Here is a 21,915-nt window from a genome sequence, read left to right as displayed (position 1 = left end):
TGGTGAAATTCCCCATGCCGACAGCGGGCTATCCGCCCAAATCGGCCACCGCCATGCGCTCTACCTGCGGAAACGCCCTAACTCACCGGCATTGCAGCTCAGAAGGCACTTTCGCTTTTCTGATCATGATCCGGACGCGACCCCGGATGAAACGCTCAGGTTAGTCATCAGAACCCGTTGGGCAACGTGTCAGACTGGGCAGGGATGGTGATGGTGGTCACCTGCGAGGCCGCCGCCTTCGTCGGCACGCCACAGGTGGTCTATCTGCTTGCCACGGCCCGCCCGAGCCCTGTCCGTCAGGCCGATTCGGGTTGATCGGCGCAGTGCTTGGCCGGGTTGTAGTGCAGCCGCCGCGAGGCACCTCAGAATCACACGGCGAAGACACGCTCAAGACGACACACCGCCCGGAAGATCACTATCCGCAACCGGTGGGTAGGCGACCGTGATCCGCCCGCAGGCGCCGGCTCCGTGGGCCGGCTGACGGCATCGACGCAGGGGTAGTCGGGCAGGCGCGACACCGCTTGCTGAAGGGTCGACAGGTCTCGATCACAGGCGGTAGCTGCGGCGGGGCGGTCGGCCTGGGGACCACTTTGGGACCACACCCGATGAGCGCCTATGGACGCCGATGGTCCGAAACGGACACTTGTGCACGAAGTAAACACTGAGCAACTGTCAGCTCTCGGCGCCGTTGCTTCCGTCGAGAAGTCCCAACTCACTTGTTTCCCAGAATAGTTGAAAAATGCAAAGGCTGATGTCTTGGCACCCCGGCTGTCGACAATAGTTGAACCCCTTGACTGTGGGGGTCAAGGGGTCGCAGGTTCAAATCCTGTCGTCCCGAATGTGAAGTCGGTTGTGAGAGCCGGTACTTGGGAAACCGAGTGCCGGCTCTTCTTGTTGTGGCGTCAGCTGGTGGTCACCGGGTCACATCGGCCAGGGCGTGGACGGTTCTTCTGTTCGCGCCTGCTGGTATGCGGGCAGTTGCCGGCGCGGGCGCTGGTGCCAGGGGCGCTGGGCGCGGCAGACGGGGCGTCCGAGGGCAGCGTGGTCGGCGCTGTCGAGGATCCAGGCGGCGGCGTCGACGGCCGCGCGGGCGGCGAGTTTCGTGAGGTCGGCGTAGATGTTCGCGGTCGTCGACAGGGTGCGGTGGCGCAGGGTCTTGGAGATCACGGGCAGCGGGACGTCCGCAGCCAGGGTGAAGCTGGCCGCGAGGTGGCGCAGGTCGTGCAGGGCGATGCGGGAGACGCCGGCCTTGTCGCAGGGCAGGTGGAAGCGGTCGAGGACGTTCTTGGGGTGGGGGGGGCGTGGCGGTGGAACACGTAGCCGCCGGCGGGGGTGATCTCGCCGAAGGCCCGTGAACCCGCCCGGTCTTCGAGGGTGTCGACGACGCGGTGGGACAGGGCGACCCACGTCCTGCTGCCCTTGGTCTTGGGGGCGGTGAGCAGGAGCTGGTTGTTGTCGATGACGGAGAGGGTCGTGCGGACGAAGAGGGTGCGGTTGGGGAGGTGGACGTCGTCCCAGTGCAGGGCGAGTGCCGCGCCTTTGCGGATGCCGGTGCCGATCATGAGGTCGGCGAGGTCGGCGTAGAGAGGGTCGGCGCCCCCGCTCCGACCGGCCTCGACCGGCCCCAGCGACGACACCAGCAGTTCCACCGTGCGACGCTGCGGTCGCTCCCGGCGGCCCCGCTCCGGATGCCTGATGGACCTGGCGGCCAACCTGGCTGCCTCGGCCAGCTCGGCGCAGCGGCCTGGCGAAACCCAGTAGAAGCTCACCGAACGCCCTCACTCGACCACCCCCGCAGCGCACTGCCCCCGCTATTTCTACTTGCGGGTAACCCGTCAGGATCCTGCCGGAGAGATTCGGCCGGGTCCTGAGGGCCGGGCGGGCGTGCAGGTTCTGTCCGTACAGGATCGGTACCACCCGTAGATGGGAAGCTTGGGCATGACATGGTGTGCGTGAAGTCATCAACCGCCACCATCCCTTAAGGAAGAGGTTCTGCATGAGCAGCGACGTGGAGTCATCTGAGAACCCCGAGAACCCCAAGAGCGCCGACAGCGCCGAGAGCCCGGAGGCCACGGGGGCTGCCGAGGCTCCCGCGCCCGCCGCCCAGGACGACGTCAAGGCCCGGTTCCTCGCCGCTCTGGAGCGCAAGCGCGGCGCCAAGTCCGATAGTGCGACCGGCGGCCCGAATGGCGACTCGAAGATCCACGGCGCCCACGGCGCGGTGGGCGGCAAGCGCAACTTCCGTCGCAAGAGCGGTGGTTGATGAGCCTGGTTGACGCCGGGGGCCGCCAGGCCTGGTCCTGACCGGGCGGCCGTAGCTGTACGCGACAGGCAAGGTCTTCGTTCGAGTGTGCCGGATGCGGGGCCTTGCCTGCCGGGGATCGGCAGGGTACCTGGAGAAGGCGGTGCCGGGTGCCGGCCCCGGAGCCCGTCCCGCCGAGCACCGCCGCCCGTGACAGTGGGGCCGACTGGGCGTGACCCTGTCGGGGATCTTGGTCGCCGCCGTGTCAGCTCTGTGCACATGATGCAACCAGTCGACGAGCAGACGCAGTCAAACGACCTGCCCGTTCACTCCGAGGGGTTCGGTCACTGCTACACCACATCGCTGCGCTGCCGACCACCACGGCGTCCGTGAACCTCACCTCCCCACCTGGAGGGCGTCATGACTCCGGGGAAGAGGCTGATCCAGGTGCGGCTGGCCTCGGTCTTGGGCCCGCCGGGATGGAGCCGCCCGTTGTTGACGGCGGCGAGGGTCCAGCGGACGTAGAGCCTGCGGTCCACTCCCCTTCTCTCGGACCGGGTGATCCGGGACCAGGGTTCGCCGTCCAGTCGGGCGTGGCGGCAGAGCGCACGGGACGGTGCGCGAGGCACGTCAGAACCAGCCGGAGAGGACACGCTCAAGACGACACACCGCGCGGAAGATCACGATCCGCAGCCGGTGGGTAAGCGACCGTGATCCGCCTGCAGGCGCCGATCCCGTGAGCCGGCCAGCGCCGTCTGCGCAGCGGCTGTCGGGCTTGCTCGACGACGCTTGCTGAAGGGATGACAGATCTTGGTTGCCGACGGTAGCTGCGGTGGGGCGGTCGGCCTGGGGACCACTTTGGGACCACACGCGATGAGCGCTCATGGGCGCCGATGGGCCAAAACGGGCGCTTGTGTGCGAAGTGAACGCTGGCGGACCGTCCGCATGCCGACGCGTCGTCGGAGAAGCGGTGCGGCTACTCGGGTGGGAGCCGTTCGGCGTGCGGAGCCGCCGGTGTGGCGGGGCGGGTGTCGTTGCGGGCTCCGGGCAGCAGGCCGAGCCGTACGAGCTCGCCGTAGGGGTCGATCCTGAGGACGTCGGGGACGGGGCGGTCCTCGTCCGTGCGGCGGAGGGTTGCGGCGGTTCGTTCCTTCACGCTGATCGTTCCTTCACGCTGATCGTTCCTTCATGCTGATCGGCTCCTGGGCCGTCGGCGGGACTGGCGAACTGTGTTGTGCCGGGCGGCTGAGCGGATCTCGAACACGATCTGGTCGATGACGGTCCGGACGTCGCCGCGGAAGTAGAAGTGGCCCCCGGTCCGCACTCTGAGGCCGAGGAAGTGGTCGGTGTGCTCGGCCCAGCTGGCGGCCTGGGCCGGACGGGCGAGGCGGTCCGCGGAGCCGCAGAAGGCGGTCAGGGGGACGGGTAGCGGGGCGCCGAGCCGGTCCCGCGACCAGGAGGCCACCAGATCCAGGTCCTGGCGCAGGGGAGGCTCGACGAAGGACCAGAGGGTGTCATCGGCGAGGAGGCGGGGCTCCAGCCCGCCCCACTCGCTGACCAGCGCCCGCAGTTCCTCGCTGGGCAGGGCGGTCGGGTCGGCCCGGCCGCCGACGTGGTGGGCGGGGCCGGGGTGTGCGGAGACGCCGAGCCACAGCGGCGCAGGCAGGCCGTGGGCGATCAGGGCGCGGGCCAGGTCGTAGCAGACCAGCGCGCCCATGCTGTGGCCGAACAGGGCGAGTGGCCGGTCGGGCAGCGAGGAGAGTTCGGCGACGAGCCGGTCGCTCAGCTCCGCGATGGTGCGCACGACCGGTGCTCCGCGGGAGCCGCCCCGGCCGGGCAGCCCGAGGGCCAAGACGTCCCAGTCGGGCGGGAAGTACCGGGCCCACCGCCGGTACTCCACGTCAGAGCCGCCGGCGTGGTGCACCAGCACGACCCGGTGCGTCGCACCCCGCGGGCCCGGAGGGCGGGTGGGGCCGGGGTGGAGGAGGGTCATACCGGGCCGGCCGACAGTTGTGGCGTGCGCCGGGCGGGGGCCAGCTCCCGGATCCGGCGGGCGATCCGGGGATCGTCGAACCGGCAGGCCAGCGCGATGATCCCGTCCGGACGGACCAGGATCACGCTCGGTTCGCGGGCTCCCAGCGCGGAGTGCGCCGCGCCGGTGGAGTCTGCGGGGTCGGTGGCGCCCGCCCGCCGGGACAGGACGACCTGGCGGATCCCGACCGGGCTGGAGGCGGCATGGTCCTGTACCCGCGAGACCAGTCGCCGGGCCGACGCGAGCCGGCCGGGGTCGCGCCGGTCGGCGGGGAGGACCAGCAGCAGCAGGTCGTCCGGCGACAGCAGGTCCCGCAGCCACCCGCCTTCGAAGCGGACGTCGGGCAGGCGCATGCCGGCCCGCAGCGAGCCGATGCCGGGCCCGTCGCTCGGGTAGGAGTTGCTCAACTGGGCGAACCTGGCGGGCATGTAGCGGTTGAGCAGCCCGGTGCGCTGGGCCGCCGCGAGGGCGAGGTCGCGGACGGTGGCTCGTCGGCCGGTCAGCATCCACATCCGGGTCTGCCGGTCGGTGTCGGCGACCACGATGCCGGCCATGTGGCGCCGCTCGGCGGCCCATTCCTCCAGCACCTCCTCGGAGTGAATGCCTCGTTGCACCTGGGTGAGCCGCCAGCCGAGGCCGTGGGCGTCCTCGATACCAGTGTTGAGCCCCTGGGCGCCGACCGGGCTGTTGACGTGGGCCGCGTCGCCAAGGATCAGGACTCTGCCGACCTTGAAGGCGCCGGCCAGTCGCCGCTGGACCCGGAAGTCCCCGGTCCGCTGCTTCCCGAGCAACTGGAGCGGCACCGGGCAGCGTTCGGCGGCGGCCGCCTGGACGAAGGCGACCGGGTCGTCGATCTTCATGTCCGCGGCGACACTGGCGACGACCCGGTAGTCGCCTCCGGGTAGGCCCAGGACGGTCAGGACGCCGGTGTCGGTCATGAAGTGGTGGGCTTCGTCGTGGGCCAGCGAGGTGGCGCAGGCTCCGTCGGCGAGTACGAACTTCTGTTCGTACGGCGCGCCCTCGAAGCTGACCCCGATGAGTTCACGGACCTTGCTGTGCGCCCCGTCGCAGCCCACCAGCCAATCAGTCTGGACGGTTTCGGCCCGGTCTGACCCCGCGGATACCAGCGTCGCCTCGACCTTCTCGCCGGTATCTTTCAGGTCGGCTAATTCGACGCCGAACTCGATTTGCCCGCCCATTTCCGCAAATCGTTCCCGCAGAGCCTTTTCGGTCTCCAGTTGTGGGATTGATACCGGAGAGGTGAAACGGGACCCGGCCAGCCGTTCGAAGTCGACCCTGGCCTTGCGGCTGCCGCCGGAGTAGTAGACCTGGCCGTGGATGGGCATCGACTGCCCGGCCAGAGCCGCTCCGGCCCCGAGCCGGTCGAGCACCTCGAGGGCGCGGGGCCAGAGCACGAGCGCGCGGGAGTGCGGGTGCGGGCGTTCGGCGCGGTCGACCACACGTACCGAGGTACCTCGGGAGAGCAGTTCGACGGCGAGGGTCAGACCGGTCGGGCCGGCGCCGACGACGAGAACGCCGGATGAATCAGACATCATGAATCCTTTCGGAAATCTTCCATGAATGCAGGGCGCATGGGATTTCAAACGCAGAGTTCTCGTGAACTTTCTTACACGGGGCCGTCCCGTGCCGGATGGCTAGTTTTCGACCGGCCGAGACGCGCCAGCCGAATGAGAGGCTGGAGGGTTGATCGGCGGGTTATGATGTGGGAAAGGCAGGCTTTGGGATTGGAAACATTCCCCACGGGAGGATTGTCTGTGATTTCAACGATGGAAAGCCCTATCCGCATCCTTGTCGCCGACGATCACACGCTGTTACGCGAGGTGCTGTGTGAGGTGCTCTCCGCGCAGTCCGACTTCGATGTGATCGCGCAGGCAGGGGACGGGTCCGATGCGGTCGCACTGAGCGCCAGGATCAAGCCGGACATCGCGCTGTTGGACATCGAGATGCCCGGCAGCAAACCGCTGCTCACCGTGCGCCGGCTGCGTGAGGCCTCGCCCCGGACGCAGGTGATCATCCTCAGCATGTACGCGGACCCGAGACTCATCCAGGAACTGCTCGAACTGGGCATCCGCGGCTACCTGCACAAGACCATCAGCCAGCACGATCTGGCCGCCGCCATCAGGGGCGTCTGGCAGGACCGCGACCGGGTGATCCTCTCCGTGACAAGGAACAGCATCCAGCTGGCCCCGGCCGTCGGCGACGCCGAGCTGCTGTCGACCCGCGAGCAGGAGGTCCTGGGGCTGGTCGCGGGCGCCATGAGCAACCGTCAGATCGCGGCGCGGCTGTCGATCGCCGAGGGCACCGTAAAGCTCCACCTGCGCAACGTCTTCCGCAAGCTCGACGCGGTCTCCCGGATCGACGCGGTGAACAAGGCTGTCGAGGCCTCGCTGATCAGCCGACCGGAGCCGGTGCGCGCACCACGACACATCCAGCATTCCCGTCCGATCCGACCGCGGTGACGAGCCCGACCCGGTCGGCCGAGTCCGGCCTTTCCTGCCATTCGCCCAGCAGGGCGGCCAGTTGCAGGGAGCCGGCCGCGCTGTAGCACTCGCCGATCGCTTCCCCGGCGCGCAGGACCCGTTCGGGCACCCGCTCCAGCGCCGCGGTCACGGCGCGCTCCTCGATGCGCCGCAGTCCGCGGTGGCCGCAGGCGCCCATGGAGACGAGGTCGACCTCCTCGGGGCGAACGCCGCTCCGCCGCATCGCCCGCGCGATCACCCCGGCCAGGCCCTCGGCTAGGCGGCCCCGATGGACTTCGCCTCCCAGATAGGCGACCTCGCAGGCGAGCAGCCAGGCGAGTGGCGGGGCGGCCGGTCGACCGTCTCCGGCAGGGTCCGCGGTTCCGCCGTCCGGAGCCGCCTCCGGGGCGCCGGAAACGGAGAACACCGCGCACCCCTCGCCCAGCGCCGCCTCGGGCGCCAGACCGCCCGCGAGGTGCCAAGCCCAGGCCGATTGCGGTCCGAGCTCCTCCACGCCGCCGACCAGCAGGCGTGGGGACTGCCGCCCGACCAGGGCGTTGCGCGCGTACCGGAGGGCGAGCAGGCTGGACAGCTGGCCGCCCGCGAGGGTCGCGTTCACGCCGTGCAGGCCGTAGCGGATAGCGATCTGGCCGGCGCAGCAGTTCATGACCGTGTTCGGGAACGAGCCGGCGTCCACCAGGTACGGACGGTCGTGGACCAGGGTGTCCCGGCAGAACTCCGCAGTGCTGCGGATGCTTCCGGTGCTGGTGCCCATGACCACGCCAGTGGCCGGATCCGAGGCCTGGTCGTCGGTGCTGTCCAAGGCCAACTTGCAGGCCAGTAGGCCGAGTTTGGTGGTCCGGTCCAGGTGGCGCAGCCCTTTTCTGCCGAGGTGCTCGGCGAAGTCCACCGGTGGCACGGGCCTCATCGGGCCAGCCGGGTAGTCGCCCGGCTGCAGGTCGGCCGGCGGCGAGTCGGCGAGCGGCTTCCCGGCGATCGCGTCACCGAGCGCCGCCAGGCCGAGCCCGGCTGCCGACACCACGCCGGCGCCGGTGATCGCGAGGGGCTCGACCGTCCCCCGAGGAAGGGTCTTCGGCATTACGTCAACCTCCCCAGAACAGTGATGGCGTTGTTCCCGCCGAAGGCGAAGCCGTGGTTCTGCACCACGTCGAGCCGGGCGGGCCGGGCCTGCCCGGGGACGCAGTCGAGCCCCGGTCCCAGCGCGGGGTCGACGGTCCGCACGTTGGCCGTCGGGGGGAGGAAGTCGCCCTCCAAGGCCTTGCAGCAGACCAGCGCACCGAAACCGCTGGCGGCCCCCATGGTGTGGCCGATCATCGACTTGATCGAACTGATCGGTGGCAGCCGGTCCCCGAACACCTCGTGGACCGCCCGTACCTCGGTGGCGTCGTTGGTGGGGGTGCCGGTGCCGTGCGCGCAGATGTAGTCGACCTGGTCGGGTTCGATCCCCGCGTTCCGGTGCGCCTGCCGGATGCAGTTCGCGATGCTGGTCGGGTCGGGGTGCACCATGTGCGCGGCGTCGCAGTTCACGGCGTATCCGAGGACCTCCGCGTAGATCCGCGCGCCGCGCCGGACCGCGTCCTCCAGCGGTTCGAGGAGCAGCGAGACCCCGCCCTCGGCCGTGATGATGCCGGCCCGGTCGACGTCGAACGGGCGGCAGGTGTTCTCGGCCAGGGCGCCCAGCCGGTAGAAGCCGGCGTGGGTGTAGCGGTTCACCGAGTCGGCACCGCCCGCCAGCATGTAGTCCGCCTCGCCGGTGCGGACCAGGTCGTAGGCGTAGCCCAGCGCGTAGTTGCTCGCGGAGCAGGCGGTGGGGATGGTCTGCGCGTCCCCGGTGAGCTGTAGCTCGTGGTTGACGGCGTTGGCGATCCGGCTCGCCGGGGCCTGGGCGATCAGGGCGGGGTCGAGCCCCTGGAGGCCGTGGGCCACCCACTGCTCGGTGAGCTGCTGGACGACGGTCGACTCCCCACTCGTCGTTCCCATCACCGAGCCGGCGGCCGAGCGGGACAGCTCGTCCGGGTCCAGGCCCGAGTCCTGGACGGCCAACCGGGCCGCGGCTGCGGCCAGCAGGCTGCTGCGGCCCCAGCGCTCGGGGCGGATCCGTTCCAGGATCGCGGACGGCTCGAAGTCCTTCACCTCGCCGGCGTTGATGTACGGGAATCCGGTGGCGTCGAAGCTGGTGATCGGTGAGACGCCGCTGCGGGCGGCGCGGATCCCGTCGCTGAAGGCGTCGGCGCCGATGCCGAGGCTGCTGACAGCGCCCAGGCCGGTGATGACGACCCGCCGGTGCGTGAACTCAGGCACTGCTCGGTCCCCCGTCGACGTACCGGGCGACGACCTCCTCAATGGCGTCCAGGCTGACCATCGCCGTCATCTGGCTCTGCGGGATGGAGACCGCCAGCTCCCGCTCGATGCGGGAGAAGATCTGGATGAGGGAGAGCGAATCGGCCTCCAGGTCCTCGATGAAGAGCGCGCTTCCGCTCAGCTCGGTGGTCTCCAGGTCCAGTTCCTCGGCGACGATCCGGCGGATCACTTCCTGCCGGTCGGTGGTGAGCTCGGTGCTGTTCGGGGCCATGGTGCGAACTCCTTCCGGGTTTGCGGACGTCAGCCACGCTAGGCGGGGTCGATCCGCTCTCGGTTGCCGCCTATCACCAAGAGGGGTGCCGGATATAACCAAAGTGATGGGTGTACCCGGCTCTTGGGCCGATCGGCCAGGTAGAGGGGCGCCGCGGTGGCCCATCCTGCGGCTATGACGTCGAATCAACTGAGTGACACCGAGCCGGAAACAGTCGGCGTGATCAGCTTCGGTCGAACCGTGGAGCGGCAGTTGGTGCATCGCACCGCGCTCGCCGAGGTCTTCGTGACGGACATGAGGCCGGTCGGTGGCGACCGCTACCTGGCCGGCGCGCAACTGCCGCTGGCGCACTCCTACTACAGCGATCACCTGGCCGCCTCGGCCTTCGACCTCCTGCTGCTGCTCGAAGCGTCCCGGCAGGCCGCCGTCTACGGGGCGCACCGGTTCCTCGAAGTACCGGTCCGGACCGCGTTCCTGGTCAACACGCTGGCGATCGAACTGGACGGTGCCGCGGCGGCGCTCCGCGGCCGGCTGCCCGGAGAGCTGCACATCAGCACCGGTTACCCGGAGGTCGAGCGGAAGGGCGACCGGATCCGGAGCATCGTCGTGGACCAGCGGCTCTACCTGGACGGCTCCCCGGTCGGTTCGGCGACCATGGCCGTCAGCGCCCTCACCGCCCGGGAGCATGACGCCCTGCGCTACCTGCAGCGGCGCGACCCCCCGTCCTCCACCGCGGACGCCGGACCGGCCCCCGCAGGGACGGCGGTGGTGCCGGAACGCGTGGGACGGGGACGGGCCGACAACGTGGTCCTGGCCGATCCGGGGTGGGCCGGGGGCATGCTCCGCGCCGTCGTCGCCCCGCGCTTTGACAACCGCAGCCTGTTCGACCACGCCTACGACCACATACCGGCGATGGTGCTGCTGGAGGCCGCCCGGCAGCTCGCGCTGCTGGCCTTCGCCGAGGGCGCCGGCCGGGCGGCGGGCCGCGTCGCGGTGGTGGGTGCCACTGCCGGGTTCCGGCGGTTCACCGAGCTGGACGAGCCGGTGACGGCGGCCGTACCCGCGGCCCTGTCGGAGGGCCCGGCCGGCCGGTGGACGGTCCCGGTGGCGTTCACCCAGGGGGACGTGACCGTCGCGAAGACGACGGTGACTCTGGCCTGCGCCAACTCCGTCGAGGAGGACTGACATGGCGATCCGAGTGGTCTGGACCGACTTCGGGGGCGTGCTGACCCCGCCGATCGAGGTGACCATGGCGGCGTTCTGCCGTCCGATGGGCCTGGAACCGGAGCTGCTCCGGCGGGCCATGTACGAGGTGGCGGCACGGTACGGCACCGATGTGATGGCTCCGCTGGACACGCCCCTGGTCTCGGAGTCGGAGTGGTCCCGGCAGGTGGAGGAGGTGCTTCGGACCGAACACGGCGCGGTGGTCGACCTCTCCGACTTCGCCGCCAAGTGGTTCACCGACCGCCAGGTCAACGAACCGTGGCTGGCACGGCTTGCAGAGCTCCGCGACGCCGGGTACCGGATTGGCGTGCTGTCCAACATGGTGCCCGGCTGGGACGAGCACTGGCGGCGGATGGTCCCGGTCGAGCTGTTCGACGAGATCGTGCTCTCTTTCCAGGTCGGGCACCGCAAGCCGGAGCCCGGGATCTTCCGACTGGCCGCCGAGCGCCTCGGGTTGAGGCCCGAGGAGTGCCTCCTGGTCGACGACCTGGGCGCCAACTGCACGGGCGCCCGGGCAGCGGGCTGGCACGCCGTGCACTTCACCGGTACGGCCGAGGCCCTGGCCCGGCTGGCCGGTCTCACCGACGCCGGGGGCGAGGCTCCGGCGGACCTGTCGGTATCCGCCCAGGAGGGGAAGCGATGAGTCGTTCCGTACTGGTCACCGGTGGCAACCGCGGAATCGGGCTTGAGGTCGCCCGTACCTTCGCGGAGGCCGGTGACAAGGTCGCGGTCACCTACCGGTCCGGGGAGCCTCCGGCCGGCCTGTTCGGCGTACGGTGTGACGTCACCGACCCGCGGTCGGTCGAGCGGGCCTTCGCCGAGGTGGAAGCCCAGCAGGGACCGGTGGAGGTGCTGGTGGCCAACGCCGGCGCGACCCGGGACATGCTGATGCTCGGGATGTCCGAGGAGGACTTCGCGGCCGTCATCGAGACCAACCTGATGGGGGCGTTCCGGGTGGCCCGTAGGGCGGCCGTCCGGATGGCCACGGCACGGTGGGGCAGGGTGCTCCTGGTGTCCTCCACGGTCGGGATGGCGGGCTCGCCCGGCCAGACCAACTACGCCGCCTCCAAGTCCGCCCTGATCGGATTGGCCCGGTCGATGTGCTGGGAGCTCGGCCGGCGCAACATCACGGTCAACGTGGTGGCACCCGGGCTGATCGAGACCGACATGATCGCCCACCTCACACCGGAACGCCGCGCCGAGCTGGTCGCCGGGACGGCACTGCGCCGCCCAGGCACCGCGGCCGAGGTGGCCGCTGTGGTCCGCTTCCTGGCCAGCGAGGAGGCGAGCTTCGTCACCGGCGCGGTCGTCCCGGTCGGCGGCGGCCACGGGATGGGGCACTGATCCACTCTCCACGACCCGCGGCGAGGGGCACCCGTCGGGCCATCGGCCCGGCGGGTGCCCCTCGCGTTCCCCGGCCGGGGCGGCTACCGGCCCGCGGGCTCCGCGGTCGGCGCCTTCGCCGGCGCCTTCGCCGGCTCGTCCGGCTCGTTCGGCTCGTCCGCGCGGCGTTCGGCGAGCAGGAACCACACCGCGACCGTGGCGACGGCGCAGAGGCCGACCACCACCCAGAGGATGGTGTGCATCGCACCGGTGTAACCGTTGGCCAGCAGGTCCGTGAACGCGCCCCGGTCGGCGGCGGGCACCTGGGCGGCCGGCCCGGTGAGGTCGCCGCTTGCGACGCTGTCGGCCAGGCTGCCGACGCTGCTCGGGGTCTTCCCCGCGAAGGCATCGATGCCGTCCGCGAGCCGGCCCTTGATCAGCGAGACCAGCACCCCACCCATGGCGGCGATCGCCACCGCCTCGCCCGCCAGCCGCATGGTATTGAACATGCCCGCGGCCATGCCCGCCCGGGCCGGTTCCACGGCGGAGACGGCGGCGCCGTCCATCAGCCCGGAGGACAGGCCCTGGCCCACCCCGATGGTCAGCAGCGGCCCGGCCAGGGCGAGCGGCCCGATGCCAGGGTGGATGACCGACAGCCAGGCCACCCCCAGGGTGGTGACCAGCAGGCTGACCGTCAGCAGCACCCGGCTGGAGAGGCCGCGTTGGAGCATCCGGGAGGCCAGCAGCGGGACGATCAGGACGGGCCCGGTGAGCAGCAGCATGGTCAGGCCGGCGTCGCCGCTCGACAGGCCGTCGGCGCCGATCAGATACGAGGGCACCAGCACCACCAGGCCGACGAAGCCGAAGGAGAAGATCACCGGCAGCAGGCACAGGGCCACGAAGCGCGGCCTGGCGAGGAGGCCGAGGTCGAACATCGGCTGGGCCCGCCGGCGCTCGGCCAGCACGAAGGCCGTCATCAGGACCACGAAGAGGACCGCGAGCGCGATCGTCTCCGGCCCGGTCCAGCCGAGTTGCGATCCCTCGGCGGCCGCGATGGTCAGCACCGACAGGGCCGAGGTGAACAGCACCGTGCCGATCCAGTCGACCTTGCTGCCTTGCGGGTTGCGGGACTCCGGGATGATCCGGGCGAGCAGCAGCACCACGGCCGCGATGGCGAGCTGGGTCAGGAAGATGCCGCGCCAGCCCATGAGGGAGATCAGCCAGCCGGAGGTGGTCGGTCCGAGGGCGAGGCCGGCCCCGATGACCACACCGGTCACGGCGAACGCCTGGTTGCGCGCCGGGCCGTCGAAGGTGCTCGCCAGGACGGCGGTGCCGGCGGTGAGGATCGCGGCCGAACCGATGCCGGCCACCGCGCGCGCGACGTCGAGCAGGTAGATGTCGCCGGCCAGTGAGCAGGCGAGCGAACCGGCGGCGAACAGGGTGGTGCCGATCACGAACATCCTGCGCCGGCCGATGATGTCGGCCAGCGACCCGGCCGCCAGCATGAAGCTGGCCGCCGTCACGTTGTAGGCGTTGACCGCCCACTGCAGCGGGACGATGTCGGCGTCCAGCGACCGGCTGATCGCCGGGAGGGCCAGCGAGGTGCCGCTCAGCGACACTGGGACCATCAGGACGGCGAGACAGATCGTGAGCAGGACCAGTCGTTGCCGGGGCTGTGTGGTGCCGCCCGGCGGTGAAGAGCTCATGGTGGGTCGACTCCCTGGCGTGAGGGGCGTGTGGACGGATCGGTCTGAGGAGGGGGCCTTCCGGGCCCGCCCCGGGGCGGGCCCGGAAGGTGTCACCGGGCGCAGGGGTCGCCCGGAGCTCGGTGGGCCGGTCAGCGACGCGGGAGCGTCCGCAGGAACTCGACCAGGGTGCGCAGGAGGCGGTTCTGCTCGGGGACGGCGTACAGCAGGTCCTGGTGCGTCAGCTCCAGGTCGGTGTACGTGGTGACCGCGGGGATCGCGGTGCTCGCCCCCAGCTGCTCCGCGGCGGCGGCCACCGTACCGTTGGTCAGGCTGCTCCCGAAGGCGTACAGCGGGATGTCGATGGCCTCGACGTGGTGCAGGCGCAGGCCGAGTTCCCGGGTGACGTCGTTGTCCGCGAAGGCGTTGCCGGCCACGTAGTCGAGCATCACGCGGTTCAGGGTGTACCAGATGAAGGCCCCGGACGGACCCTCCGCGTGGGCTTCGGCGACCCGGGCGAGCGGCGTCGGGCCGTCGTCGATCCAGTTCCCGTCCTGGCCGAGCCGTCCCGAGTGCACGGCGTACCCGGGGTGGCCGACGGCGGCGTCGACGAGCTTGCCGAAGAGGCCGGTGTTGGTCAGCGGACCGTCCGTCGCGTAGGCCGCCGGGAGCCCGCCGGTGAGCAGGGCGGGGCCGTGCGGGTCGGCGAGGGCGCAGCGGGCGGCCAGATGGTAGAGGATGGCGGCGTCCTGCGGACGGTCGCCCGCCCGGACGGCCAAGCTCGTCGCGTTCTCGAACACGGAGCCGTCGGCGATGACGCTCCGCCAGCCGATGGCGTCCTGGGCGGTCAGCGAGAACTCCATTCCCGCGCCCTTGAAGGCATCCCGGACGCCGCCGTCGATCTGCACCAGTCCGGACAGGTCGAGGTAGCCCGGGGTCCCGTCGAAGTCCCACGCGGCATAGTGGGCGACGGCGGCGCCGCCGACCGAGTGGCCACCGAGGACGACGTCGCGTCGACCGCCGTCGGCTGCCGCCTTGACCACCTGCCGGACGTCCCGAAGCAGTACGTCGAGCCCCCAGGAGCCGGCGAACGGTGCGCCGGAACCCTCCAGGCTGGTGTACTTCCCGCCGAGGTAGTAGTCGATGGCGGTGTTCAGGTCGGCCTGGTAGTACCGGAGGTCGGCGAGGTTCTGCTCCCGCCGGTCCACCGCCCAGACCTGAAGCCCAGGTACGGTGCGGGCGAGTTCACGGGCCAGGACGCGGAATCCGCCGGCCGCGCCCTCCCGGCCGCCGAGCAGGACCAGCACCCTGGTCGCCTCGGCCGGGCCGACCTTCAGCACCTTGACGTGCTGCAGCTCGTCGGGCCCGGCCGCCGGTGCGCCGGCGATCGTCTCGACCGTCTCCAGCCAGCCGCCTTCGCCCGCCGGGCGGCCGGCCGAGTGTTGCGGTGCGTTGTGGGATGTGGACATGGAACTCCGAATCTCGCGCTGTCGGTCCCGGCCTGGCTGCTCCGGCCGGGCATCCACCAGCGTTCCGTCGGGCGCTCGCCACAACCAGTGCTCAACTCTGCCTAGGCATCGTGTTACCAGGCTGGTCCTCGTGGTCGCACTCGCACGGCGGCAGCGGGATCGAGAGGTCGATCACCGTTCCCACGTCAGGGACGCTGGCGAGCCGCATTCGGCCGCAGAGCAGCTCGGTCCGTTCGTGCATCGACGCCAGCCCGTGCGAACGGCCCTGCGCGAGGACGGTGGCGACGTCGAACCCCACGCCCTCGTCCTCGATCACCACCCGGGCACAGTGGGGCGTGACGTCCAGCCGGACGGTCGCCCTGGTGGCGTGGGAGTGGGCGAAGATGTTCCGCAGCGCCTCACGGATGATCACGAAGATCTGCTCGCGGTGCTCGCCGGGCAGCCAGCACTCGTTCCCGGTGACCCGGATGTCGACCATGCCGCCGTTCTGGACCGAGGCCAGGAAGGTCTGGAGACCGCTCGCCACCGTGCCCGGAGGATTGAACATCCGCAGTTCGGCGATGGTGCTGTGCATGGCGGAGAGCGCTTCCAACAGCACCGCGCGGGCCTGGTCGAACCGATCGGCGGCGACCGTCGGCGCGTTGTCACGGTAGATCTCGTACAGTTCGAGGCCCCGCAGGGCGGCGCTCACACTGTTGCTGATGTGGTCGTGGATCTCGCGGGCGAGCCGGCGCCGTTCGGCGAGGTGGCCGTCCTTGAACCGGCGGTAGAGGAAGGCGTCGTAGCCCGTCATCATGGCCTCGGCTCGCTGATTGACGCTCCGGTTCAGCACGTGGGCCATAGTTCCGAGCAGGTCCTCGGAGTTCGGGTGCCTGTCCAGCGCCTTGGTGGTCTCCGCCATGATCACGTCGAAGAGCAGCGAATTCGCCCGCAGGGCCTCGATGGGGTGCAGGTGGCGCACCGCCCGCCCCGCGTTGATCAGCTCCAGGGGGTCGGACGCCACCCGGTCCGGGACGGGCACTCCCCGGGCGAGCGTTGCCACGCAGACGCTGATCACCTGGCCGGCCTGACGCTCCAGCTCCTGCCAGGTATCCTCCTGGCTGTCCAGTACGCTGCCGATCTCCCGCAGACCGGCCCGGTACGTCCGCAGGATGTCGGCCCTACGGCTGTCCAGGTAATCGGCCGCCGACGTGACGGCGGCGCCAGTGCTCCTCGGCATCTCCATAACCCCCATGTGTCACATGCCGCTTCATGCCATGTGCGTGACGATCAGTCATCTGCTGGCAGACGCAGTCCAGATCAGCATGCCCCAGGGCCCGGTTCCGCAGCCTGGTCAAAACTGGGCCAGGCTGGGAGCGGGGAGCCGGGCGATACTCGACCATATGAACCCGAGCGCCGAACTCAGCGAGTTCCTTCGGACCCGACGCGCGCGCCTGCGGCCCGAGGAGGTCGGCGTGGTGCCGGTCCCCGGAGTCCGCCGGGTCGCAGGACTGCGCCGGGAGGAGCTGGCCCAACTGGCCGGAATAAGCGTCGACTACTACACCCGGGTCGAGCAGGGCCGGATCCGCCGGGTCTCGGACAGCGTGATCGAGTCGCTGGCCGGCGCGCTGCGGTTGGACCAGCACGAGCAGGAGCACTTCCGGAATCTCGCTCAGCCCTCTCGTCAGGCGTCGCGGGAACCGGCGCAGCAGCGCGTCCGGCCGGGGCTGCGGATCATGCTCGACGCGCTGACCGACGTCCCCGCCTACATCGTCGGGCGCCGGCTGGACGTCCTCGCGTGGAACGAGATGGCCCGGGCGCTGGTCGCGGACTTCCCGGCGCTGACCCCGAAGGAGCGCAACCTGGCCCGGCTGGTGTTCCTGGACGAGCGCGCCCGGGAGATCTATCCGGAGTGGGAGCACATCGCCAGGAACGTGGTGGGCAACCTCCGGCTGGAGGTCGGGCGCCACTTCGACGACCCCCGGCTGGCCGGACTGGTCGGCGACCTGTCGCTCCGGAGCCCGGAGTTCCGCAACTGGTGGGCGGGGCACGACGTCAAGTCCAGGACGTTCGGCACCAAGACCTTCCGGCACTCCGAAGTCGGGCTGGTCAAGCTCCACTTCAGCACGTTCCAGTTGGCGGAGGACCCGGAGCAGAAGCTCATCGCGTACGCCGCCGAGGCGGGCTCCGACGCGGCCACCGCGCTGCGGCTGCTGGCCAGTTGGAACGCCACCCTGGCACCCGGGCCGATCTCCGCCGCGGACCCTGCCGACGCCATCGACCGCTCGTGACACCCCCAAGGACGTAAATCGTGATCATCACTGTGTTCGGCGCGACCGGCCGGACCGGCTCCCGAGTCGTCTCCCTGCTGCTCGACGCGGGTCACCAGGTCCGTGCGGTCTCGCGCGACCGCAAGCGCACCGGGACCGGCGGGCAGCAGGGGCCGGCCCCGGTCCTCGGCGACCTGACCGCGGGGACCACCGCCCTGGCCGAGCTCCTGACCGGCAGCGATGCAGTGGTGAACTGTGCCGGGGTGTCCAGCCCCCGCTCGCGCGACCTCCTCAGGGTGGACCGCGACGGAGCGATCGCCGCTGTGGAGGCCGCCCAGGCTACCGGCGTCCGCCGTTACGTCCAGGTCTCCGCCATGCCGGCGGACCGCGCCGACCAGGCACCGCTGGGCTTCCGCTCCTACCTGCGCGCCAAGTACGAGGCCGACCTCGTGCTCGCTCGCTCCGGCCTGGAGTGGACAGTCCTGCGCCCGGGTGGCCTCACCGACCGCAGTGGCGGCGGGCGCATCGCCCTCGCCCCCGCGCTGCCCGACGGAAGCATCCCCCGCGACGACCTCGCTGCCGTCGTGGTGGCCGCCCTCTCCCACGAGGCCGCCCGGAACCGCGCCCTCGACGTCACCTCCGGTACCTTGCCGATCGAGCAGGCCCTGGCGGGCCTGGCCGCGGGCTGACAGCACGCGAACGGCCCCGGTGAGCCGTCGGACTGTGCTCATATTGCCAGGGACCAACCGGGGGTCGCAGCCGTCGGTCGAAGGGCCGCCGCAACCTGCTGCTGCGGCCCCGCCTTCGCACCTGCACGAGGTCGCCGGTCTGTCAGCCCGGGGGCCTTGGGCAGGCCGGTCAGGGCGTTGATGGTCAGGTGCTCGGCAGGCAGGGCTCGGAGGCGGTGGCGCCGAGCCGGCGGTGCGGGGGCTCCGGGGCGAACGTGAGTGGTGGGGCGTTCTGCGGGGCGATCGGTTCGGCGGGGGAAGTGCGGCGGGGGGAGGGAGCGGAAGCGGATCCGGCTGTGGGCAAGCGGGCTGGTGCGCGCCCGTGGTGGGGTTCGGCAGGCTACCGTGGGGCCGGACGCGAGGGTGCGGCGGTGCTGGTCGGGTGCCGCGATGGACCAGGGGGTGTGGGGTGTTGGAGCCGGTGTCGCTGTCGGCGGTGGCCGCTGTTTTCGGCGCCGTGGGTGCGAGCGTGGCGAACGAGGCCGGTAAGTGGGCCTGGGAGTCGGCGGGTGCGTTCGTCCGCCGGGTGACTGGACGGGATGTGCCGGCGCCGACCGATGCCGCCGAACGGGCCGCTGTGGCGCAGCTGTTGCTGGATGCGGCCGAGTCGGATCCGGCGCAGGCCAGGGCGCTTCGGGCCTGGCTGGGCGGCCAGGGCGGGGGCTGGTCCGGGCCGTTGGCGACGCCCTCCCTGCTGCCGCCCTCCGACCGCTTCTTCACCGACCGGCGCAAGGTGTTGGCGTTGTTGGACAAGGAGGCCGGACGGAAGGCGGACGGCACGCCCCGCGTCAGCGTCCTGTACGGACCTCAGGGGATGGGCGTGAGCACCGCGGCCGTCCACTGGGGTGCGCAGCAGCGGAAGCGGTTTCCGCACGGGCAGCTCTACGCGGACCTCTCCGGCGGGTCGCTGGCCACCGCACCCGATGCGGCCGCCGTGCTCCGGCAGTTCCTGATCCACCTCGGCATGCCGGCGGACCGGGTTCCGCCGGCCGCGCAGGACCGGGTCGAGCGGTTCCGGTCGCTGGTCGCCGAGCGGCAGTTGCTCGTCGTGCTGGACCACACCCGGTCGGCGGCCCAGGTCCGGCCGTTGATCACCGCGGCCCCGGGCGTCGTCACGGTCGTCGTGGCCCGGCGTCCGCTCACCGGTCTCGACGCCGTCCCGATTCCAGTGGGGCCGCTGTCCGACAAGGACGCCAGGCGGCTGCTCACGGACCTCGTGGGGAAGGAGACCGTATCAGCCGCCGGCCCCGCCCTGCGGGGCGTCCTCGAACGGTGCGAAGGATCGCCCTTCGCCCTGCGTGCCGCGGCTCCCCGGCTGGCGTTCATCCCCCAGCAGCGCCGGGGCCGGGGCGGTGGTGGTGACGGCGGCGGCGGTGCCCATGTGGGTGATCCGGTGCGGGCCGCCGTGCAGGAGTCGTACGAGGCGCTGGAGCCGGAGGAGGCCCGGCTGTTCCGGCTCTGCGCCTTGCGGCCGTGGCCGGCCGTCGGTCCCGAGCTGGCCGTGGCGGTTGTCGGACCCCATGGAACTGGCGGGCTCACCGTCGAGCGCGCTGGTGTCCTGCTGGCCGGGCTCGCCGAGGCCGGCCTGGTGGAGGCCACGCCCGACGGCCGCTACCGCTACCGGCCCGCCGTGCGCCGGTTCGCCGAGGAGCAGGCGGCGCGGGAGGACGGTCTGGCCGCGTGCGCGGGTGCGGTGACGCGTGCCGTGGAGCACCTGCTGCGCTTCGCCGTCCGGGCCGACTACGCGGCGTTGCGGGAGCGTTGGCACGTCGGGCCGCTCTACCGGGAGCTCGGGCCCGGCGACTACCCGGACGCCGGTGCGGCGTTGGCCGCGCTGGCCGCGGAGGTGGGCAACCTGGTCGAGGCGGTGCTCGCCGCCGAGGAGTTGGCCGCGCCGGCCACGGTGTGCGAGCTGGCGGAGGCGTCGTGGGCGGTGCAGCTCAAGGCCGGTCGGCACGAGACCTTGTTGCCGGCGCTGCGAACCGCCGTGCGGGTGGCGGTCGCGCACGACCCGGACTCGGCGATGGCCGGCCGGATGCACACCCAGCTGGCCTTCGCCCTGATGGAACTGGACCTGCTGGCCGAGGCCGAGAGCTGTCTGGTCGACGCCTCCTCGGCGTTCGAGCGGGCCGGCCACCTGCTGGGCCGGGCCACGGCCGTCGAGTCGCTCGGGCTGCTGAGGCTTCGGCAGTGGCGGTGGCAGCCCGCGTACGACTGCTTCGAGCAGGCCGACGGACTGCTCGGGTCGATCGGTCCGGACCACGAGCGGGCGGGGGACGTTCCGCGGGCCCGGGCGCTGCTGAAGCGGCACCGGGGGCGGGCGCTGCGAGGCCTGGCCGAGTACGAGCGGGCCCGGACCTGGCTGACGGAGGCGTTGTCCGAATTCCGGGGTCTGCGCGACAACTACAACGCGGCCCGCACCCTCACCAACCTCGCGGAGACCTGGGCGGACACCTCGGCGACGGAACAGGCGCTGGCCGCGATCGACGAGGCCGCCGCGATCCTGGACCGCGAGCAGGCGGAGCCCCATCTGCGCTACCTGGCGGGCCTGCGGCAGCAGTGCCTCACGGAACGGGACTGACCAGGACCGTGTGGGACGCGCCGCCGGTGCGCACCGTCAGCTCCATCGGCGGCAGGGGTCGCAGGGGTCGGGGGACGGCGGTGCCGTCCAGCTGGGCGAACAGTGCCGAGGCGGCCGCCGCCGGGTCGAGCGAGGGGCTGGTGAGGCGGACGAATCCCCGGTCGCGCAGCAGTACTTCACAGGTGTCCGGACCGGAGACGAAGGCCGCGAGCGAGCAGTTCGGGTAGCGGGCGAGCGTCGCCGCGGCCCACTCCCGGGGCGGGCCGATCCGGGGGTCGTCGGCCTCCCCGTACCGGAGGATCGCGTCGGCCAGACCGAGGAGGCCCTGGTCGAGGGTGTCCTCGTGCACCGCGAGGTGATCGGAGCCGGGCCCGGAAGGCCCGTACCGGCCTTCGGCGACCCGCTCGATGGTGACCTCGTGCGGGCGGGGACCCGGGCGGGTACGGACCCGCAGCGGCACGGTTCGGGTCGGTGGCCGGTAGTCGGGGAGTGGGAGCAGGTCCAGGAGAGCCGGCTCTGTCGGCTCGGGCAGTCCCATGACCTCGTAGAAGAGCGAACGCAACAGGCCGGCCGCCTCGCCGGGTGCTGATGTCGTCAATTCGCTGGTGCTGGTTATGGGTTGATGGAGCGCCAGGAGTCGGTTCAGCTGCGGCAGCAGAGGGGAGTCCAGGGCGAGTCTGGGGGCTTCGCGGACGAAGGCTGCCACCGGTGAGGTGGCGCCCAGGACTTCGTCGGAGGCCGTGCCGAGCAGGACGGGGGTGCCCAGTGCCGCGGCGTAGTAGCTGACCGAGCCGAAGTCCCCGATCACCGCGTCGGCGGCGACCAGTGCCTGCCGCCAGCTGTCCAGGGGGTCGATCAGGGTGAGGCCGGCCCGCTCGGCGCGGTCCAGCCAGAGGCGGACCTGGCCGGGGCCGTGGCCGTGCCAGATGTTCGGGTGGAGGACGGCCGCCACCCGGTAGTCGTCGACCGGGAGTTCGGTGGCGAGGCGGTCGAGCAGCCACGGCAGCGGGTCGTTCGCGCCGGCGTCACCGAAGAGCGACTGCGGGTTCCAGGTGGAGTTGAGCACGATGAACCGCTGCCCGGGTCGGACGCCGAACGCGCGGCGATGGCGTTCGCGGCGCGGAAGGGCGGCCAGGATGCGGTCGAAGCAGGGGTCGCCGCCGAGCACCGCCGTCGGAGCGGCCTCGGGGCAGGCTTCGCGCAGCCGGCCGAGCTGCTCGGGGTGGGAGAGTACCATCGCCCGGGCGAGCGGAACCCCGTCGGACAGCAGCCACTCGGGCGCCAGGCCGAAGACAGGGGCATGCGGCGT

Annotated in this window: 20 protein-coding genes; 8 read left to right on the top strand and 12 right to left on the bottom strand. The window is 71.4% G+C overall.

Annotated features, from left to right (window positions below; genetic code table 11):
- Positions 1–921: 921 nt before the first annotated feature.
- A complete protein-coding gene (locus ACFWPI_RS12960) occupies positions 922–1,167 on the bottom strand; it encodes a hypothetical protein (protein WP_380374227.1) in 246 nt (81 codons plus the stop codon).
- On the bottom strand, positions 1,164–1,649 hold the full coding sequence (locus ACFWPI_RS12955) for a hypothetical protein (protein WP_380374224.1): 486 nt from the start codon (positions 1,647–1,649) through the stop codon (positions 1,164–1,166). The genes ACFWPI_RS12960 and ACFWPI_RS12955 overlap by 4 nt, the downstream gene beginning before the upstream one ends.
- A gap of 347 nt (positions 1,650–1,996) precedes the next feature.
- On the opposite strand from ACFWPI_RS12955, the gene ACFWPI_RS12950 reads away from it, so the two are divergent.
- Positions 1,997–2,263: a DUF5302 domain-containing protein gene (locus tag ACFWPI_RS12950; protein WP_380374221.1), complete on the top strand. Its 267-nt coding sequence runs from the start codon at positions 1,997–1,999 to the stop codon at positions 2,261–2,263.
- 955 nt (positions 2,264–3,218) lie between these two features.
- On the opposite strand, the gene ACFWPI_RS12945 is transcribed toward ACFWPI_RS12950, so the two are convergent.
- The 3 genes from ACFWPI_RS12945 to ACFWPI_RS12935 are packed head-to-tail and all read right to left on the bottom strand — an operon-like array spanning position 3,219 to position 5,827.
- Complete coding sequence (locus ACFWPI_RS12945) at positions 3,219–3,398, bottom strand: hypothetical protein (RefSeq protein ID WP_380374218.1); 180 nt, start codon at positions 3,396–3,398, stop codon at positions 3,219–3,221.
- A 30-nt stretch (positions 3,399–3,428) separates the two neighbouring features.
- A complete protein-coding gene (locus ACFWPI_RS12940; RefSeq protein ID WP_380374215.1) occupies positions 3,429–4,172 on the bottom strand; it encodes a thioesterase II family protein in 744 nt (247 codons plus the stop codon).
- A 59-nt stretch (positions 4,173–4,231) separates the two neighbouring features.
- Entirely contained in the window at positions 4,232–5,827 is a 1,596-nt protein-coding gene (locus ACFWPI_RS12935; RefSeq protein WP_380374212.1) for an FAD-dependent monooxygenase, read from the bottom strand.
- 234 nt (positions 5,828–6,061) lie between these two features.
- Between ACFWPI_RS12935 and ACFWPI_RS12930 the strand changes: the two genes are divergently transcribed.
- Positions 6,062–6,754: a response regulator gene (locus ACFWPI_RS12930; protein WP_380424786.1), complete on the top strand. Its 693-nt coding sequence runs from the start codon at positions 6,062–6,064 to the stop codon at positions 6,752–6,754.
- Here the strand turns inward: ACFWPI_RS12930 and ACFWPI_RS12925 are convergent.
- From ACFWPI_RS12925 to ACFWPI_RS12915, 3 genes are read right to left on the bottom strand one after another with little or no spacing between them, the layout of a single operon-like run.
- Entirely contained in the window at positions 6,687–7,853 is a 1,167-nt protein-coding gene (locus ACFWPI_RS12925) for a beta-ketoacyl synthase N-terminal-like domain-containing protein (RefSeq protein WP_380374206.1), read from the bottom strand. The two genes, ACFWPI_RS12930 and ACFWPI_RS12925, sit on opposite strands and share 68 nt — an antisense overlap.
- A complete protein-coding gene (locus ACFWPI_RS12920; RefSeq protein ID WP_380374204.1) occupies positions 7,853–9,076 on the bottom strand; it encodes a beta-ketoacyl-[acyl-carrier-protein] synthase family protein in 1,224 nt (407 codons plus the stop codon). The genes ACFWPI_RS12925 and ACFWPI_RS12920 overlap by 1 nt, the downstream gene beginning before the upstream one ends.
- On the bottom strand, positions 9,069–9,347 hold the full coding sequence (locus tag ACFWPI_RS12915; RefSeq protein WP_380374202.1) for an acyl carrier protein: 279 nt from the start codon (positions 9,345–9,347) through the stop codon (positions 9,069–9,071). Before ACFWPI_RS12915 ends, ACFWPI_RS12920 begins: the two co-directional genes overlap by 8 nt.
- Before the next feature lie 174 nt (positions 9,348–9,521).
- Here ACFWPI_RS12915 and ACFWPI_RS12910 point away from each other — a divergent pair, with 174 nt between their 5' ends.
- Genes ACFWPI_RS12910 through ACFWPI_RS12900 form a run of 3 tightly spaced genes read left to right on the top strand, consistent with a single transcriptional unit; the run spans position 9,522 to position 11,915 of the window.
- A complete protein-coding gene (locus ACFWPI_RS12910) occupies positions 9,522–10,532 on the top strand; it encodes a ScbA/BarX family gamma-butyrolactone biosynthesis protein (protein ID WP_380374199.1) in 1,011 nt (336 codons plus the stop codon).
- A 1-nt stretch (position 10,533) separates the two neighbouring features.
- Positions 10,534–11,214 carry an HAD family hydrolase gene (locus tag ACFWPI_RS12905; protein ID WP_380374196.1) on the top strand — a complete coding sequence of 227 codons (681 nt, stop codon included), beginning with the start codon at positions 10,534–10,536 and terminating at the stop codon, positions 11,212–11,214.
- The gene (locus ACFWPI_RS12900) at positions 11,211–11,915 is read left to right on the top strand and encodes an SDR family oxidoreductase (protein WP_380374194.1); all 705 of its coding nucleotides are present in this window, start codon (positions 11,211–11,213) and stop codon (positions 11,913–11,915) included. Before ACFWPI_RS12905 ends, ACFWPI_RS12900 begins: the two co-directional genes overlap by 4 nt.
- 83 nt (positions 11,916–11,998) lie before the next feature.
- Here the strand turns inward: ACFWPI_RS12900 and ACFWPI_RS12895 are convergent, their stop codons facing one another.
- From ACFWPI_RS12895 to ACFWPI_RS12885, 3 genes are all read right to left on the bottom strand, one after another.
- On the bottom strand, positions 11,999–13,600 hold the full coding sequence (locus tag ACFWPI_RS12895; RefSeq protein ID WP_380374192.1) for an MFS transporter: 1,602 nt from the start codon (positions 13,598–13,600) through the stop codon (positions 11,999–12,001).
- A gap of 131 nt (positions 13,601–13,731) precedes the next feature.
- Positions 13,732–15,048 (bottom strand): alpha/beta hydrolase, encoded by a 1,317-nt coding sequence (locus ACFWPI_RS12890; RefSeq protein WP_380374189.1) that lies wholly within the window; start codon positions 15,046–15,048, stop codon positions 13,732–13,734.
- Between the two features lie 91 nt (positions 15,049–15,139).
- On the bottom strand, positions 15,140–16,267 hold the full coding sequence (locus ACFWPI_RS12885) for a sensor histidine kinase (protein ID WP_380374186.1): 1,128 nt from the start codon (positions 16,265–16,267) through the stop codon (positions 15,140–15,142).
- A gap of 163 nt (positions 16,268–16,430) precedes the next feature.
- Here ACFWPI_RS12885 and ACFWPI_RS12880 point away from each other — a divergent pair, with 163 nt between their 5' ends.
- The 3 genes from ACFWPI_RS12880 (at position 16,431) to ACFWPI_RS12870 (ending at position 20,606) form a co-directional block, all read left to right on the top strand.
- Complete coding sequence (locus ACFWPI_RS12880) at positions 16,431–17,318, top strand: helix-turn-helix transcriptional regulator (protein ID WP_380374183.1); 888 nt, start codon at positions 16,431–16,433, stop codon at positions 17,316–17,318.
- 20 nt (positions 17,319–17,338) lie between these two features.
- Positions 17,339–17,986: an SDR family oxidoreductase gene (locus ACFWPI_RS12875; RefSeq protein WP_380374179.1), complete on the top strand. Its 648-nt coding sequence runs from the start codon at positions 17,339–17,341 to the stop codon at positions 17,984–17,986.
- Between the two features lie 448 nt (positions 17,987–18,434).
- A complete protein-coding gene (locus ACFWPI_RS12870) occupies positions 18,435–20,606 on the top strand; it encodes a tetratricopeptide repeat protein (protein ID WP_380424782.1) in 2,172 nt (723 codons plus the stop codon).
- On the opposite strand, the gene ACFWPI_RS12865 is transcribed toward ACFWPI_RS12870, so the two are convergent.
- The coding region (locus tag ACFWPI_RS12865; RefSeq protein ID WP_380424779.1) for a hypothetical protein at positions 20,590–21,915 on the bottom strand (1,326 nt) is incomplete at its 5' end. The genes ACFWPI_RS12870 and ACFWPI_RS12865 overlap by 17 nt on opposite strands.

The organism is Kitasatospora sp. NPDC058492 (genome assembly GCF_042720685.1).
GTDB lineage: Bacteria > Actinomycetota > Actinomycetes > Streptomycetales > Streptomycetaceae > Kitasatospora.
This window is presented reverse-complemented; position numbering and strand designations above follow the sequence as displayed.